General features: G+C 34.5%; 20 protein-coding genes. All 20 read right to left on the bottom strand.

From position 1 onward, the window contains the following. Positions 1 to 53: 53 nt before the first annotated feature. On the bottom strand, positions 54 to 356 hold the full coding sequence (gene spoVG, locus AK212_RS12000; protein WP_011276763.1) for a septation regulator SpoVG: 303 nt from the start codon (positions 354 to 356) through the stop codon (positions 54 to 56). A gap of 66 nt (positions 357 to 422) precedes the next feature. Then, complete coding sequence (locus AK212_RS11995; protein ID WP_053031315.1) at positions 423 to 803, bottom strand: RidA family protein; 381 nt, start codon at positions 801 to 803, stop codon at positions 423 to 425. 16 nt (positions 804 to 819) lie between these two features. Further along, positions 820 to 1644, bottom strand: coding sequence for a pur operon repressor (purR, locus tag AK212_RS11990; protein WP_053031313.1), 825 nt, complete (start codon positions 1642 to 1644; stop codon positions 820 to 822). A gap of 15 nt (positions 1645 to 1659) precedes the next feature. Beyond that, the gene (gene ispE / locus AK212_RS11985; RefSeq protein WP_053031311.1) at positions 1660 to 2508 is read right to left on the bottom strand and encodes a 4-(cytidine 5'-diphospho)-2-C-methyl-D-erythritol kinase; all 849 of its coding nucleotides are present in this window, start codon (positions 2506 to 2508) and stop codon (positions 1660 to 1662) included. A gap of 311 nt (positions 2509 to 2819) precedes the next feature. Further along, on the bottom strand, positions 2820 to 3083 hold the full coding sequence (veg, locus tag AK212_RS11980) for a biofilm formation stimulator Veg (RefSeq protein WP_011276767.1): 264 nt from the start codon (positions 3081 to 3083) through the stop codon (positions 2820 to 2822). 99 nt (positions 3084 to 3182) lie between these two features. After that, on the bottom strand, positions 3183 to 4073 hold the full coding sequence (gene rsmA, locus AK212_RS11975) for a 16S rRNA (adenine(1518)-N(6)/adenine(1519)-N(6))-dimethyltransferase RsmA (RefSeq protein WP_053031309.1): 891 nt from the start codon (positions 4071 to 4073) through the stop codon (positions 3183 to 3185). Between the two features lie 3 nt (positions 4074 to 4076). After that, positions 4077 to 4625, bottom strand: a complete 549-nt coding sequence (rnmV, locus tag AK212_RS11970) for a ribonuclease M5 (protein ID WP_053031307.1) — start codon at positions 4623 to 4625, stop codon at positions 4077 to 4079. Between the two features lie 142 nt (positions 4626 to 4767). Beyond that, complete coding sequence (locus AK212_RS11965; RefSeq protein WP_053031305.1) at positions 4768 to 5538, bottom strand: TatD family hydrolase; 771 nt, start codon at positions 5536 to 5538, stop codon at positions 4768 to 4770. Between the two features lie 29 nt (positions 5539 to 5567). Next, entirely contained in the window at positions 5568 to 7547 is a 1980-nt protein-coding gene (gene metG, locus AK212_RS11960) for a methionine--tRNA ligase (RefSeq protein WP_053031303.1), read from the bottom strand. A 250-nt stretch (positions 7548 to 7797) separates the two neighbouring features. Beyond that, complete coding sequence (gene rsmI / locus AK212_RS11955; protein WP_053031301.1) at positions 7798 to 8640, bottom strand: 16S rRNA (cytidine(1402)-2'-O)-methyltransferase; 843 nt, start codon at positions 8638 to 8640, stop codon at positions 7798 to 7800. A gap of 2 nt (positions 8641 to 8642) precedes the next feature. Continuing rightward, on the bottom strand, positions 8643 to 8891 hold the full coding sequence (locus AK212_RS11950) for a GIY-YIG nuclease family protein (RefSeq protein WP_053031299.1): 249 nt from the start codon (positions 8889 to 8891) through the stop codon (positions 8643 to 8645). Next, positions 8884 to 9609: a tRNA1(Val) (adenine(37)-N6)-methyltransferase gene (locus AK212_RS11945; RefSeq protein ID WP_053031297.1), complete on the bottom strand. Its 726-nt coding sequence runs from the start codon at positions 9607 to 9609 to the stop codon at positions 8884 to 8886. Before AK212_RS11945 ends, AK212_RS11950 begins: the two co-directional genes overlap by 8 nt. Positions 9610 to 9766: 157 nt before the next feature. Continuing rightward, positions 9767 to 10165 (bottom strand): DNA replication initiation control protein YabA, encoded by a 399-nt coding sequence (yabA, locus tag AK212_RS11940; RefSeq protein ID WP_053031294.1) that lies wholly within the window; start codon positions 10163 to 10165, stop codon positions 9767 to 9769. 15 nt (positions 10166 to 10180) lie between these two features. Then, on the bottom strand, positions 10181 to 10984 hold the full coding sequence (locus AK212_RS11935; protein ID WP_053031292.1) for a PSP1 domain-containing protein: 804 nt from the start codon (positions 10982 to 10984) through the stop codon (positions 10181 to 10183). Between the two features lies 1 nt (position 10985). Then, positions 10986 to 11912 (bottom strand): DNA polymerase III subunit delta' C-terminal domain-containing protein, encoded by a 927-nt coding sequence (locus tag AK212_RS11930; protein ID WP_053031290.1) that lies wholly within the window; start codon positions 11910 to 11912, stop codon positions 10986 to 10988. A 276-nt stretch (positions 11913 to 12188) separates the two neighbouring features. After that, the gene (locus AK212_RS11925) at positions 12189 to 12518 is read right to left on the bottom strand and encodes a cyclic-di-AMP receptor (RefSeq protein WP_011276778.1); all 330 of its coding nucleotides are present in this window, start codon (positions 12516 to 12518) and stop codon (positions 12189 to 12191) included. Between the two features lie 33 nt (positions 12519 to 12551). After that, positions 12552 to 13163 carry a dTMP kinase gene (gene tmk / locus AK212_RS11920; RefSeq protein WP_053031288.1) on the bottom strand — a complete coding sequence of 204 codons (612 nt, stop codon included), beginning with the start codon at positions 13161 to 13163 and terminating at the stop codon, positions 12552 to 12554. Position 13164: 1 nt separating this feature from the next. Further along, entirely contained in the window at positions 13165 to 14505 is a 1341-nt protein-coding gene (locus AK212_RS11915; RefSeq protein WP_053031286.1) for an aminotransferase class I/II-fold pyridoxal phosphate-dependent enzyme, read from the bottom strand. Positions 14506 to 14528: 23 nt separating this feature from the next. After that, on the bottom strand, positions 14529 to 15062 hold the full coding sequence (locus AK212_RS11910; protein ID WP_053031283.1) for a GNAT family N-acetyltransferase: 534 nt from the start codon (positions 15060 to 15062) through the stop codon (positions 14529 to 14531). A 530-nt stretch (positions 15063 to 15592) separates the two neighbouring features. After that, the coding region (locus tag AK212_RS13725; protein ID WP_222149261.1) for a hypothetical protein at positions 15593 to 15847 on the bottom strand (255 nt) is incomplete at its 5' end.

The following is a 15847-nucleotide window of genomic DNA, read 5'->3' as shown; positions in this document are numbered from 1 at the left end:
AAAAGCAGGTTCAACACATTTCATGTTGAACCTGCTATGAATGTATGGTTTATTTAAGCTTCGTCTGAATCTTCTGATGAAGCGTTTTTATCTGGAATAACTTCATCTGTTTCGTCATATACTTTCATAACGGCATCTTGAATTTCTTGTCTCATATCAGAGTTAATTGGATGCGCGATATCACGGAATTCACCATCTGGTGTACGTTTACTTGGCATTGCAACGAAAAGACCTGAGTTTCCTTCAATTACACGTAAATCATGAATTACAAAAGCTTCATCTAATGTAATTGAAACAAGTGCTTTCATTCTGCCATCTGTTTGTATTTTTCTAAGTCTAACATCTGTCACTTTCATGTAGTGAGCCCCCTAGTATATATATCTTTGTTTGTTAGAAGCTTGACAATTCTCTAATCAAGGAAATTATATTCCTTTTACTTTACCTACAACTTCAATTTCAACTTTAACGTCTTTAGGTAAGCGTGCAACTTCAACACAACTACGTGCTGGTTGATGTTCGCTGAAATAACTACCATATACTTCGTTTATTTGTTGAAATTCATTCATATCGGAGATAAAGATGGTTGCTTTCACAACTGAGTTTAAATCCGAACCAGCTTCTTCAAGTACTACAGACAAATTGTCTAGCACTTGTTTTGTTTGTTCTTTCACATCATCACTGACAATATTCCCTTCAGTATCTAATGGGATTTGTCCAGATGTAAATACTAAATTATTCACAACCATAGCATGTGAGTATGGTCCTAAAGCTTCTGGTGCTTTGTTAGTGTTAATCATTTTCATGATGTAAAAACTCCTTTTAAGAAAATTTAGACAAACTATTGCCAGGTTCTACTTTAAATTCCTGATTGTATTCATCTACATCAGATAATTTAACTAAAGAAGTATAATCCTCAATCAATCTTTGTTTAACTTCTTTTGATTCTACAAGTACAGATACCCCTTTAACGTGTGCCTTAAACTCATTCATCAGATTCATAACGCCATTAATTGAACCCCCTGCTCTCATAAAATCATCAACGACGAGTACATTAGAATTTTCGGCTAACGTACGTTTAGAAAGTACCATCGTTTCGATTTTACGAGAAGAGCCTGACACATAGTTAATCGATACAGTAGATCCCTCAGTAACTTTATTGTCTTTTCTAATTACTACTACAGGTAAATTTAATACGTTCGCTACCGCATTGGCAAGTGATATCCCTTTTGTAGCGATTGTCACAACCGCATCAAGGTCCTCTTCCATATAAATGCTAGCAATTAATTTGCCAACTTTATTAAGTAAAGAAGGGTTTCCGACTAAATCTGATAAGAACAGATAGCCACCCGGTAATAATCGTTCTTTCTCTTGAAGTAGCTCAATAATTTCATCAATAATCTCTGACGCCTCTTCTTTGCTCATCATCGGTTTATAGGTTACACCGCCACTAGCGCCTGCTGTCGTAATAACTGTACCTAATTTTTCTTTTTGGAAAGTATTTTTAATGATTTGAACATCTTCACTAATTGAAGATTTGGCTTGTTTGAATTTTTTCACAAAAAAAGTTAAAGGTACTAACTGATTTGGATGGTTCATTAAATACTGTGTCATAAAGACGATACGTTCACTTCTTTTATACCTCATTGTTGTTCAACCCTTCTATCCTAATAATCTAACTAAATACACTTCATTACAGCAGCCATTTACAGCATTATATAATTTTTTCGCTTGGCTTTCTTTTTGTGCAAGTCCATATACGGTCGGTCCACTGCCACTCATAAGCGCGCCATCTGCACCACACTGCAACATATTATTCTTTATTTTTCTAATTTCAGGATGCATTGACATCGACACTGGTTCTAAACGATTCGATAAACTTTGGCACAACTGTTGATAATTACCGTTAACAATCGCTTGTTCACACATTTCTGTATCAACATGATGTGTGTCATCCAAATCCAACGCCTTGAATACATCTGGAGATGATATACCTAAATTAGGCTTCGCCAACACAACCCAAGCTGAAGGAGGCTTTTTTAAGAAGCGTATCTTCTCACCTCTACCTTTGCATACTGCAGTTCTGTTATAAATACAAAATGGAATATCTGTCCCAATTTGAATACCCAACTCACTCAATTCATGTAGTGATTTATCTAAATTGAACAGACGATTAATGCCACGCATTGTAGCAGCTGCATCAGCCGATCCTCCTGCTAATCCGGCAGAAACAGGAATATCTTTATCTATAGTGATGGTTACACCTGCTTTTAAATCATACGTCTCCATCATCAATTGTGCTGCACGATAAGCTAAATTTTTATGATCGTTTGGAACATAGTTATGTTCAATATCAACAACAATTTTTTTATCTTTTCTTTTTTGAAAAGACAAACGATCATTTAAATCAACAGTCGTCATAATCATCGCAATTTCATGATATCCGTCATTTCTTTTGAAAAGTGTATCGAGCGTCAAATTTATCTTGGCTGGTGCCGTTTCATATATCATTTTTCCGCCCTCTCTTCATCAATAGTAATAAGATGATTTTAACACAAAGACTAAAAATATTTGATAGATACATGACAAATTTATGTAAAATCTTAATAAAACAATCATTTTAATCTGCTAATATACGTTTTCTGATGAAATTCTATTATTTTGAAGTAAAATGATTAAGATTGGACACATTTTGTAGTCCACATTTTAAACAACCTTTATAAGGCTACAAAAAAAGAGCGTTGAACTTAATAAGCCCAACACCCAATACATTTTAATTATAGAGTTGAAGTACACTAAACCACTCTATATTTATCTCTAAATTAGTGTGCAACTACTTCTTGATGATTATCTTCTTCAAATGAAACTTGTACGTTCTCTGTAAGAACATCCGTATATGTATACGAAACTCTTTCGAAATTATGCTTATCTTGGTCTAATTCAACAACAAATACTGAAGGATATGTTTCTTTTAACACACCACAACGTTCGATTGTTTTTTTACGACCACCGTTGGCTTTTAGTACAATACGATTTCCTAAGTGACAATCAATAGAATTTTTGATGTCCAAAATTGATTTTGGCATATTGCTCCACCTCGCTACAAGTTACATAATACCATATTTCGAGGTGTTTTGTCAAACAAAATTTAAATTTTATCAATGTAGTCGCGCTTTGTCAACAATTTAATTTTCTAATTCTGGGAAATTTTTCTTTTCTTCATACAATCGTGCAAAATCTTGTATTGATAGCGTTTCTCCACGTCTTTTAGGATCAATACCTGTTTGTTCAAGCCATTTTAATATACTTTCTTTATGCTGCTTTCCATCTTTAAAGAAGTTCTGATAATTGTTATTAATTGTTTTACGTCTTTGTGCAAACGCTGCTTTAGCTAATTTAAAGAACGCTTCTTCATTATCCACGTGAACGAGTGGCGTTTCTCTTTGCATTAATTTAACCACTATGGAGTCTACATTAGGTGGTGGCATAAATACAGATTTAGGCACAGTTAACACTTTACTTGTTTCAGTATAGTACTGTGTGACAATAGATAATGAGCCATACGATTTCGTTCCTACTTGCGCATTCAAACGTTCTCCCACTTCTTTTTGCATCATCACAACATAGCCATCAATCGGAATATCTTGTTGCATTAAGTTCAGTAGAATTGGTGTTGTTATATAATACGGCAGATTAGCTACGACCATGATTTTGTCACAATCACTTAGATATGTTTCAACCGCTTTAGCAATGTCTGCTTTCAATATATCCTCGTTAATAATCGTAATATTGTCATAAGGCGCTAACGTTTCTTTTAAAACTGGTATCAGCCGTTGGTCTATTTCAAATGACATCACTTTTTTAGCACGCTTCGCTAATTGTTCTGTTAAAGACCCCATACCAGGTCCCACTTCAATCACACCTGTATGGTCATCAATTTGACTCGCATCTATAATTTTATGAATGATATTAACATCTACTAAGAAGTTTTGTCCTAAACTTTTTTTAAAGTTAAATCCAAATTGATCTAACAACGCTCGCGTTCGTGAAGGTGTCGCAATATCTTTTCTCTCCACCTTTTATTCACTCTCCTTTTCCATAGATAATGCTTCGCGCACATCTGCTTCTGTATAACCAAATGCATTAAGTTTCTTCAATAACTGCTTACCGTTTGAATGTCCAATGTGTAACTTACGACCTAATATGTCTCTTCTACGACGTGCATCTTTGCCGATGATTAAACCTAAATCAATCAGCACACTTTTGTCAATTGACTCTTCCGCTTCTTCAAAAGGAGAGCTGACATGCATTAAGGCATCTCTAATATCTTGGGGATCTGCATGTTCAACGCCAATTTTACCACGCTTATTTTTAGCCTTCTCTCGATCTAAATACGCATGTTTAACGCCCGAAACATGTTCTGTAATCGTGTGTCGTATTTTATCACCTGGAAAGTCAGGGTCCGTTAATACAATCACCCCTCTTGTTTCTTGTGCATTTTGGATGACTGCTAACGTTTCTTTATTAATAGCACTACCATTTGTTTCAATCGTGTCACATTCAACAGCCGACTTTACACGTTCTGTATCATCTCTACCTTCTACGACGATAAATTCATTGATTTTCATAATAAAAATCCTTACCTTTCAAATTCATTTCACATATATTATAACTGCTCATCATATAAAAAATGAGAAAGATGCCGTGTGTCATGTTGCTAAAATCATACCATGACAGACACGGTTTAACATCTTTCTCAGACATATCATATTATTTTAATTTAAATAAACGTTCAGCATTTTCGGTAGTCTGACGACATACATCTTCATATGTCATTCCACGTAATTCAGCAATTTGTTGTGCAACTAAAGTCACACGTTCAGGTTCATTACGTTTACCTCTGTATGGATGAGGTGAAAGATAAGGCGCATCTGTTTCAACTAATAATCTATCCATAGGTACATGTTTTGCGACCTCTTTAGGTTGCTTAGCATTCTTAAACGTAACTGGACCACCTAAAGAAATATGGAAATTTAATTTATTAATAACCACATCTGCGATTTCAGGAGAACCACTAAAGCTATGCATAATGCCGCCTACTTCTTCAGCATGCTCTTCCATCAATATATCGACACAATCTTGCGTCGCTTCACGATTGTGAATAATAATAGGCAAGTTTACCCTTTTAGCGAGCGCAATTTGCTTTCTAAACACATCTTTTTGAACATCAGCTGGAGATTTATCCCAATGATAGTCTAATCCCATTTCTCCTATACCAATGACTTTAGGATGTTGTGCTAATTGTTCAATCCATTGTAAACGTTCATCTGTGAAATCAATAGCATCAACAGGGTGCCAACCAATAATGCCATAAATAAAATCATATTCATCTATTAATGTCATCGCACGTTCAATTGTCGGTGTATCAAAACCAACAACAAACATACGGTCAACACCTGCTTCTCTCGCACGAGAAATGACTTCAGTTAAATCTTCTGCATATTGTTCATCATTTAAATGGACATGTGTATCGATTAACATTTTATCTCTCCTCATTTTACACTTTATTACTATTTAATAACTGCACCATTTGGAATTGCACTTGGCAAGCTAACTAATGTTAAAACACCGTCTTTTTCAGCTGATAAAATCATTCCTTCAGATTTTTGGCCCATTAATTTTGCTGGTTTTAAGTTTGTAACTACTGCTACTTTTTTACCAATAATATCTTCTGGACGATAGAATTTAGCAATACCAGAAACAATTTGTCGTTGTTCTGAGCCTAAATCGATTTGAATTTTTAGTAATTTATCAGATTTTGGAACATTTTCAGCATCTGTAATAGTTGCCGCTTTAATTTCAACTTTGTCGAAATCTTTAATATCAATTTGTGCTTTACTTGGTACTTCCGCTTCTTCTTTAGATTCTTCAGATTTTGGAGGTTGCATAGATTCTTTAATATATGCTATTTCCGCATCAGTATCTAAACGTGGGAAGATTGGTGTTGGTTTCTCAGTTACCATAATAGGTTGTTTCAATGCACCGTATTGCTCAAGGCTTTCTAATTCAAACAATTCAGGTTCATTAATATTTAATTGGTTGAAGATTTCTTTAGGTGCATGTGTTAAGAATGGACGTAATAACACTGCAGCATATCGAATATTTTCAACTAAATGTGCCATAACGTTACCAAGCATATCCTTTTGAGTTTCATCTTTAGCTAATACCCATGGTGTCGTCTCATCAATATATTTATTCGTACGACTAATCAATTTCCATACCGTTGATAATGCCACAGAGAATTGGAAACTTTCCATACTTTCATTGAAGTGTTTCACTGTTTCAAGTGCCATTGCTTCCATATCTTCGTCTAACTCGTGTTTTGGTCCTTCGTAAGCAGGTAATTCACCTTGGAAGTACTTATTGATCATAGAAATCGTACGATTCACTAAGTTACCTAAATCGTTCGCTAAATCATAGTTTGTACGCTCTACAAAAGCTTCAGGTGTGAACACACCATCTGAACCAAATGGTAATTCGCGCATTAAATAGTAGCGTGTTGCATCAAGACCATAGCGGTCGATTAATACGTTTGGATCGACAACGTTACCTTTAGATTTACTCATTTTACCGTCTTTCATCAAAATCCAACCATGTGCAAATACCTTTTTAGGAAGTGGTAGGTCTAACGCCATTAATAAAATCGGCCAAATAATTGAGTGGAAACGTACAATTTCCTTCGCCATTAAATGTACATCTGCTGGCCAATATTTTTGGAATAATGCATCGTCATCTGATAGATAACCTAATGAAGAAATATAGTTTACGAGTGCATCAATCCATACGTATACAACGTGTTTAGGATTTGATGGAACTCTAACACCCCAGTCAAATGATGTACGTGATACGGCTAAGTCTTCTAAACCTGGTTTAATAAAGTTATTAATCATTTCATTCTTTCTTGAAGGTGGTTGAATGAAATCTGGATTAGCATCATAAAACGCTAATAATTTATCTGTATATTTATTAATATTAAAGAAATAACTTTCTTCTTTAACTAATTCAACTTCATGACCAGAATCCGGGCTTTTACCCCCAACGATTTTGCCATTTTCATATACAGGTTCTACTAATTGTGACTCAGTATAGTATGTTTCATCAGGTACCGAATACCATCCTTCATACTCACCAAGGTAAATGTCACCTTGTTTCAAAAGACGCTCAAATACTTTTTCAACTACTTGTTTATGGCGTTCTTCTGTCGTACGGATGAAGTCATCATTAGAAATTTCTAGTTTACTCCAAAGCTTTTTAATACCACTGATCATTTCGTCTAAATACTCTAATTCAGTTTTACCTGCTTTTTGGGCTTTTTCTTGAATTTTTTGGCCATGTTCATCTGTACCAGTAAGGTAACGAACATCATAACCTTGCATACGTTTGTAACGTGAAATCACATCACCTGCTACCGTTGAATATGCATGACCGATATGTAAATTACCACTTGGATAATAAATTGGGGTTGTAATATAAAATGTTTCTTTCGCCATCAATAGTCCTCCTCATCATTTACAAAATAATACTATATACTTACGATTTGTTTTTATACATTTTGATACTTAAACGCATCACGATATTCCTTTAATATTTAGTTATTTATCATTATAACGCATATCCATTTTCTAGTGTCGTATCCTATTAACATTACCATAAATTCATTAATTTATGGGTGATTTCTAAGATTTTCATAGCCTAATTCCCTTGAAAAAATAATCAACCGATGTGTCTAATTTTGCTACATCATTCGTTAACATTGTGGTATATGTCATAAACCTCTCCAGTTTTCATATGACGGTCTTCCGCAACTAACTTAATTGCTTTTTTAGGCTTGATCTTTTGTTCTGACATATAATGTTCAACATGTTCAGATATGGTCAATGATTCAAACCATTGTTCAGTTTCAAGAGGCTTAGCGCCCTCAATCAAAATAACAAATTCACCTTTTTGCATAATTTCATCTTGTTGAAATGCGTGTAATAAGTGTTCAACATCTTGCATGACAATTTGTTCGAACTTTTTCGTTAATTCACGACCAACTGCAACGCGTCTAGTCGCATCAATTTTCGCAATGGCTTTTAATGTTTCAACTACTCGGAAAGGAGATTCATAAATAATTAAAGTGCTATCTTGATACATTCTTTCCTGTAATATCACGATCTTTTCTTTTTCTTTTCTAGGTAAAAAGCCTAAAAAAGTATACGTATAAGATGGTAAGCCACTTGCCATCAACGCAGTTAATCCAGCGTTAGGTCCAGGTACCGTTTCGACATGAATATCATGATTATGGGCAGCAACTACTAATTCATAACCTGGATCGCTTATTAAAGGTAAACCTGCATCAGACACTAATGCAACATTGTACCCTTCATTTAATAGATCAATTAAATATGTCGTTTGTTGCGTTTTATTATGTTCATGATACGATTTTAAAGGGGTTTGAATATCATAATGATTGCAAAGCTTTTTAGTCACTCGTGTGTCTTCGCAAGCTATGAAATCAACATGATTCAAAGTTTCAATTGCCCGAAAAGTAATATCACCTAGGTTACCAATAGGCGTCCCTACTAGATATAATGTCGCCATGTTTAACGCTCCCCAATCATTTTTAATTTTTGTTGTCTTGTAAATGTTTTAATTTCATATTCTCTGCGCATGGCTTCTGATTTTGAATCAAACATTTCTTGATAAACTAACACTACCGGGCGTCTTACTTTTGTATATTTAGCACCTTTTCCTGCATTATGCGTCGCAATACGTGCTTCTACATTTGTAGTATAACCTGTATATAATGAATCATCTTTGCATTTAACAATGTATACATAATGCTTAGCCATAATATACCTCTTTCATCTCATCAGTATAGTCACCCTGGTTGTTATAGATGTAAAAAGGTGGTGCAATGGTTAACCCTTGATTACCATTCTTACGTCCCTCTACCACTATCGTAACAGCTGATTTGTCTATTTTACTATAAATAAATACTACACGTTTGGGTTCTATACTCGCGTTACGCATTTCGGTTAAGACATCCATCAACCTTTCAGCTCGATGAACCATCATGAGTCGGCCACCTTGCTTTAATAAATGACGTGCCGCCATCATACAATCCTCTAATGTACACTTAACCTCATGTCTTGCTATTTTATGTGCTTCCTTTTGATGCTGATTGCGTTGATTCGTTTTAAAGTAGGGTGGATTACACGTAACTAATGTATACTGCGATGGTTTGAAATTTTGATACACTTCTTTTAAATCCATATGATGCATTAGCAATCGATCGTTTAAACGATTATATTCGAAACTGCGACGCGCCATATCAACGAGCTGTTCTTGTATCTCAATACTCTCTATAGGTTGTGAGCCCTTAGCGGATAACAAGAGTGCAATCACACCATTTCCAGCACATAGATCAAGTATTTTGTCATTTTTTCTAACTTCAGTAAAATGCCCCAACAATAATGCATCAGTTGAAAATGAAAACACATCGTCATTTTGAATAATTTTCAAATTTTCCTTAAATAAGTCATCAATACGCTCATTAACTTTTAACATGGTCTGTTTTCTCCTAAAAAAGAGATGTCTTTGCAACACATCAATATATTTCAAAGTGTTGAAATCCATCCCTCATCATTAACGTACGTTTTAAGCAATTACAATGTATCTTAACAACGTACCTTCAAGCCATTAGCACTAAACGTATGCCAAAGGTCTAACTATTTAACACATTCATACATAGTAAACAATCTTCACCATAGCGATGCTTACCAAATAGTTCTCCATTACAAATGTGGAAGCCTTCACTATATAATACGGCGAGATTATCCTTACTTGGTAATGGTTTCTTTACATGTTTAATTGAACTTTTATTATCTTTTTCCTTACTCACTGGTTTGTTGTCTTTTTCAACACGGCTAGCAACTTTGACCGCTTCAACGTCTTGTTCGCTCTTAGCCATTAATGATTTTAAGTTATCATTTTCAACTTGTAATGCAACATTTTCTTCAATAAGTTGGATAGATAATGCTTTCAATTCACTCATTTCTTGATTTAATTGATTAACATTACTTTCAAGTCTTACAACTTTTTCAAATAGGTCATTGCGGTTCAAAAGTAACGTGCCTCCTTAATTAAAAGCTTCTAATTCTTCCATTTTATATTCTAATGGTTGTTCTAAACCATCGATTTTAACTTGCATTGAGATGTCTAAAATATTTAATCCGATAACTTGTCCCTTACCTTCAGGTGTCACAATCTTATCACCTAAATCAGGCAATTGTGCTCTTGCTTCTTCATAGAAATCATTTTCATATTTTAAGCAACACATTAATCGACCACAAGCACCGGAAATTTTAGTTGGATTTAAAGATAAGTTTTGGTCTTTAGCCATCTTGATTGAAACCGGTTCAAAATCCCCTAAGAACGTTGCACAACATAGCGAACGTCCACATGGACCGATACCACCTAATAATTTCGCTTCATCTCGAACACCAATTTGTCTTAACTCAATACGCGTTTTTAAATTTTGAGCTAAATGTTTCACGAGTTTACGGAAATCAATGCGATCATCTGCTGTAAAATTAAAAATCACTTTTGATTTATCTAATGTATATTCGCAATTAACTAATCGCATATCCAACTGTTGTTCTTTAACTAAGTCTTTACATAACTGTAATGCATCGGTTGCATCTCTATCATTTTGATAATATGTTTCGATATCTTGATCAGTAGCAACACGTATAATTTCTTTTAAAGGTAATGTAACATCACCATCTTCAACGTCTTTAGGCGGGAACTTAACACTCCCAATTTCAATGCCACGTTTAGATTCGACAACAACCCAATCATTCACATTTACGTCTAAATCTTTAGGCGCATAATATTCCAATTTCCCAGCTTTTTGAAATTGGACACCTACGATATTTGGCATTCTAACTCACACCTTTGATTACTATTTGTTCAAATACAAGCGTCGGATTAACATTTTGCATTAATTTTTTGTGCGCTTCTGTAATTTGATCGTACATGATAATAATTTGATTTAACGATAACTGGCTCGCATATTTTTCTATGTTACCTTTTAAATCTGAGTATATAAAATGATGATCAATCCCTATTTTGGCATGCATAATATCTTCAAAAAATGCATTTACCGCTGCTAACGTTAGAGATTGTAACTTTCTGCTTTTAGCATGTTTTAATAATTCTATTATTCCTATTAACGCCATAGGTTTATTTGTTAATAATAACTCACACCAATGTAAGATTACTTTCCTAAGTGCGACTAAATCATGTTCTTCATTTAAACCTTTAGCTGTTTCGAGTTGGGTAGTATAGCTACTTAACATTTCCGCTACAGCTCTATTGATATCTTCTTCAACTAATCTATCTATAAAGTGCTGTTTATCACTTGGTTTAAAATAAACATGCTGACAACGTGAATGAATTGTATTGAGAATTTGTTCTGGCTTCGTTGATAGCAAAATGGCTATCGTATTCTCAGGAGGCTCTTCTAAAAATTTTAATATACTATTTTCCCCTTGAACAGTAAGCTTTTCAAAGTCCTCAATAATATAAACTTTATGTGTGCCTTCAATTGGTAATTGATTCATTCGATGAACCAATTGTTCAATTTGTTCTTTCTTAATTGAATTCTCCTCAGATGACACATACATGAAATCTGGTTGGTTGAACGTTTCTACTTTCATTTCACATTGTTGATTCCCATTACATAGAATAAGTTTTGCAAATTCCATCGCGACGTGCTTCATTGATTGAGCATCATCACCTTCAAACAAATAGGCGTGCGATAGTTTATTTGAATGATACGCATTCGCTAATTTTTGTTGTTCATCCATGCTTGCTTACTCCTTATTCAACTTTATAATATAAAAAGAGGTTAGGACCAAAGCATTTAGAATTTAGGCAAACTCATTAATAAGCAACATTATGACTCAAATTTTGTCGAATCACGCTTCTCTACAACGTAACATGTTGCAAATGAGTTTACTAAACCTGCCTTTAAACACCATGCATTAGTGTCCCAGAGCATAAGCCGTTTTGTCCCAACCTCGAATATTGTATATTCATCTAAGGTGTCTTAATTTCATTTTCATTGTTTTAAAATTTATTTATTAAAATCTATGGAATGATTCGACTGGCATTACAAATACTGTAGCGCCTCCCACTTCCACTTCAACAGGATATGGTATGTATGAATCTGCACTACCACCCATTGGTGTCATTGGTGAAACAAGTTGATCTCTATTACCACAAGTATGATCGATAACTGATAAAATATCATCTACACGATCATCATCTACACCACATAAGAAAGTAGTGTTACCGGCTCTTAAAAATCCACCAGTCGTTGCTAATTTTGTAGCTCTAAAGTTATTTTTTACGAGTTGGTCTGAAAGTTCCTGACTATCCTGATCTTGAACGATCGCTATAATCATTTTCATCTTAAAACACCTCTTCTAGTTATTATATCATAATTATTTTAAAAATTTTAAGATTATCTCATAAGTTTCATTGACTACATCATCAATATGACGTGTCGCATCTACTACTGCAAAACGTTCAGGTGTTTCTTGAATGATTTGTCGATATCCTTCAATCACCTTCTCGTGAAACGCAATATCTTCTTTATCAAGTCGATTCTGATCTCGTTGGTTTTTGAGAATTCTATCTCTACCCACTTCAGCCGTAATGTCTAAATAAACCGTTAAATCTGGATAAAGTCCATTAATTGCAAAGTCATTTAATTGTTTCACTTCTTCAATACCTATACCCCTTGCATAACCTTGATATGCAAGAGAACTATCAATATATCTATCACATAAGACAATTTTATCATCTTTCAACGCAGGCACAACTTTTTCTACTAGATGCTCTCTTCTTGATGCAGCAAATAGCATTGCTTCCGTGCGAATATCCATATTTGCACCTTCCAATACCACCTTACGTATTTCTTCACCAGTTGGCACACCACCTGGTTCTCTAGTAGCAATTAATTGATAATCCTGTGCTAACTTTTCAGACACACGTTGCAATACAGTTGTCTTACCTGAACCCTCAGGACCCTCAAACGTTATAAATGCCGACATTTCATTCATCCTTAACTAATATTTTTTCATTTTTTATACCTTCAACTTTATCACCTTTTTGAAGGTATTCTCGCATTAATTTTATCATATTTCGGGTTATTCTTTCCCCTTTTAAATAAACAGGAATTCCCGGTGGGTACGGTATAATATGCGCTGCTAAAATGCTATGCTCAGCATGATCAATATGCATCCATGTTACCTCACCATTCTCACTAGGGAAATACTTACCTTCATCGACTGGAAGTTGAATCGACGACATTGGTTTATGTGTTGACCGTACTGGCAAGTTCAAATAAGTGATCTTGTTTAATAATGCTTCGAATGGATACGTATCATCTTCATGCCATAGTGGCAACACAAGCAACACTTGCTTATCATCAGCTAATTCAACATATATACCTAATTTTTCAAACCATGTTTGTATTTCAAACCCAGAATATCCCGGATATTGAATTAATAATTTTAAAGGATCACTCACACAGACTGTAGTTAATCCAGTCTTATTTAATGTATCTATAAGTTGCTTTCTTTTTTCCAGAAATATGGAACTATCATAATCAACATAAAATTGGTGTGCGAGTTCAAGGCTAGCCATAACTAAATACGATGGACTTGACGTTTGAAAATACCCTAAATATCGAACTATTTCATCTTTTAACGGGGCATTTTTATGAATAAATAATATGGAACCCATCGTGAGCGCAGGCAACGTTTTATGATAAGACTGCACCACATAATCCGCACCACTTTCTAGCGCCGACTTAGGAAAATGGTCTAAGTTAAAATGGGCACCATGGGCTTCATCAACTAATACTGGGATTGCTTCACTATGTGCCCTATCAACAAATTCATTAATATCAAAACATTCACCATAATAATTTGGATATGTGACAATTGCTAACTTTTGATGATTAAACTTCATATTATGTACGTCTGGACCTAAGTATTGATCACTATCCCTACTTTTAGTCATCGCAAGTATATCCGCAGGTTGTTGTACAATATCTAAGCCGTGAAAGACGGACTTGTGAACATTACGACTAATTAAATAGTCCCCGTTTCTTTTTGAAAAGGATTGTATCACTGATAAAATACCTGATGTTGTACCATTAATTAAGAAATAGGCATTATAGTCTGGATGTTTACGACAATGCTGCATACTTTGCAATATGATATCTTCAGGGTGATGTAAATCATCTAAACCAGTAATTTCGGTCATATCCATTTTAAAGTCTAAATTTTTTATACGGCCAATTGTCCCATTTTTATGACCAGGTACGTGTAATGAAATAGCCTTTTCATTAACCAATTGAGATAATTTTTCAAAAATTGGAAGTTCCATACTATACACACTTTCTAACAGATTTAGCGCACTTGCGATAAATCATCATCGCCATTACGTTGCTCAATCCACTTCGTTTTTAATAACCCCATAACATAAGAATCTTTGTACTTCCCTTGTGTATAAAAGTGTTCTTTTAATTCACCTTCAATAGTAAAGCCTGCCTTTTTATATATGTGCACGGCTTTTTCATTATTCACATCTACATAGAGATATACTTTATTCAAGTTCAAGACTAAAAAGGCATAATCAATCGCCATTTTAAATGCTTTTTTAGCATATCCTTTATTACCATATTGACTGTCTATAATAATTTGAATTTCACAATTTCTATGTACAAAATTGATTTCTACTAGCTCTACTACACCAATAGATGTTTGGTTATCTTCAATAATAAATCGTCTTTCTGATTCATCTAAAATGTGTTTTTGATACAACGTTTTTAATTCACTTAATGACTCATATGGCTCTTCAAACCAATAAGACATAATCGTATATTCATTATTTAGATGATGTACAAATTGTAAATCTGTTTCTTCTAATGCTCTAATTATCATTTTTAGCACTCCTTTAATTACAGTTTATGCAAGTAAATTAATGAAGTAAAGCAACTCAATTATTTTATTTGTCGAATATTTTATTTCAGAATATAAAGCTGAAATTTATGGTCTTTTAATTTTAAGCATAAAAAAAGAGCCCTTTCGATCTCGATATCAGCTCATCACATCCATACGATTTGCCTAGCAACGTCCTACTCTAGCGGAACGTAAATCGGCTACCATCGCCGCTAAGAACCTTACTTTACTTCGAGACAAGCGCTCGCATCTTTCTTCCTTTTCTAAAATTGCTTGCTCTTTTAGCTCTACTAAACTCGCTTCTCAATTTTCTCAACTCATCAGCTTCAAACGCTTTCTCTTCGTAAAGCCATTATACATTTATATCATTAAACCTTCGGTTTGATTTTTTAAGCATAAAAAAAAGAGACCTTACGGTCTCGATATCGGCTCATCGCATCCATACGATTTGCCTGGCAACGTCCTACTCTAGCGGAACGTAAATCAGCTACCATCGCGCTAAGAACCTTACTTTACTTCGAGGCAAGCGCCCGCATCTTTCTTCCTTTTCTAAAATTGCTTGCTCTTTTAGCTCTACTAAACTCGCTTCTCAATTTTCTCAACTCATCAGCTTCAAACGCTTTCTCTTCGTAAAGCATTATACATATATCATTAAACCTTCGGTTTGATTTTTTAAGCATAAAAAAAGAGACCTTGCGGTCTCGATATCGGCTCATCGCATCCATACGATTTGCCTGGCAACGTCCTACTCTAGCGGAACGTAAATC

Source organism: Staphylococcus borealis (genome assembly GCF_001224225.1).
Classification (GTDB): Bacteria; Bacillota; Bacilli; order Staphylococcales; family Staphylococcaceae; genus Staphylococcus; species Staphylococcus borealis.
This window is presented reverse-complemented; position numbering and strand designations above follow the sequence as displayed.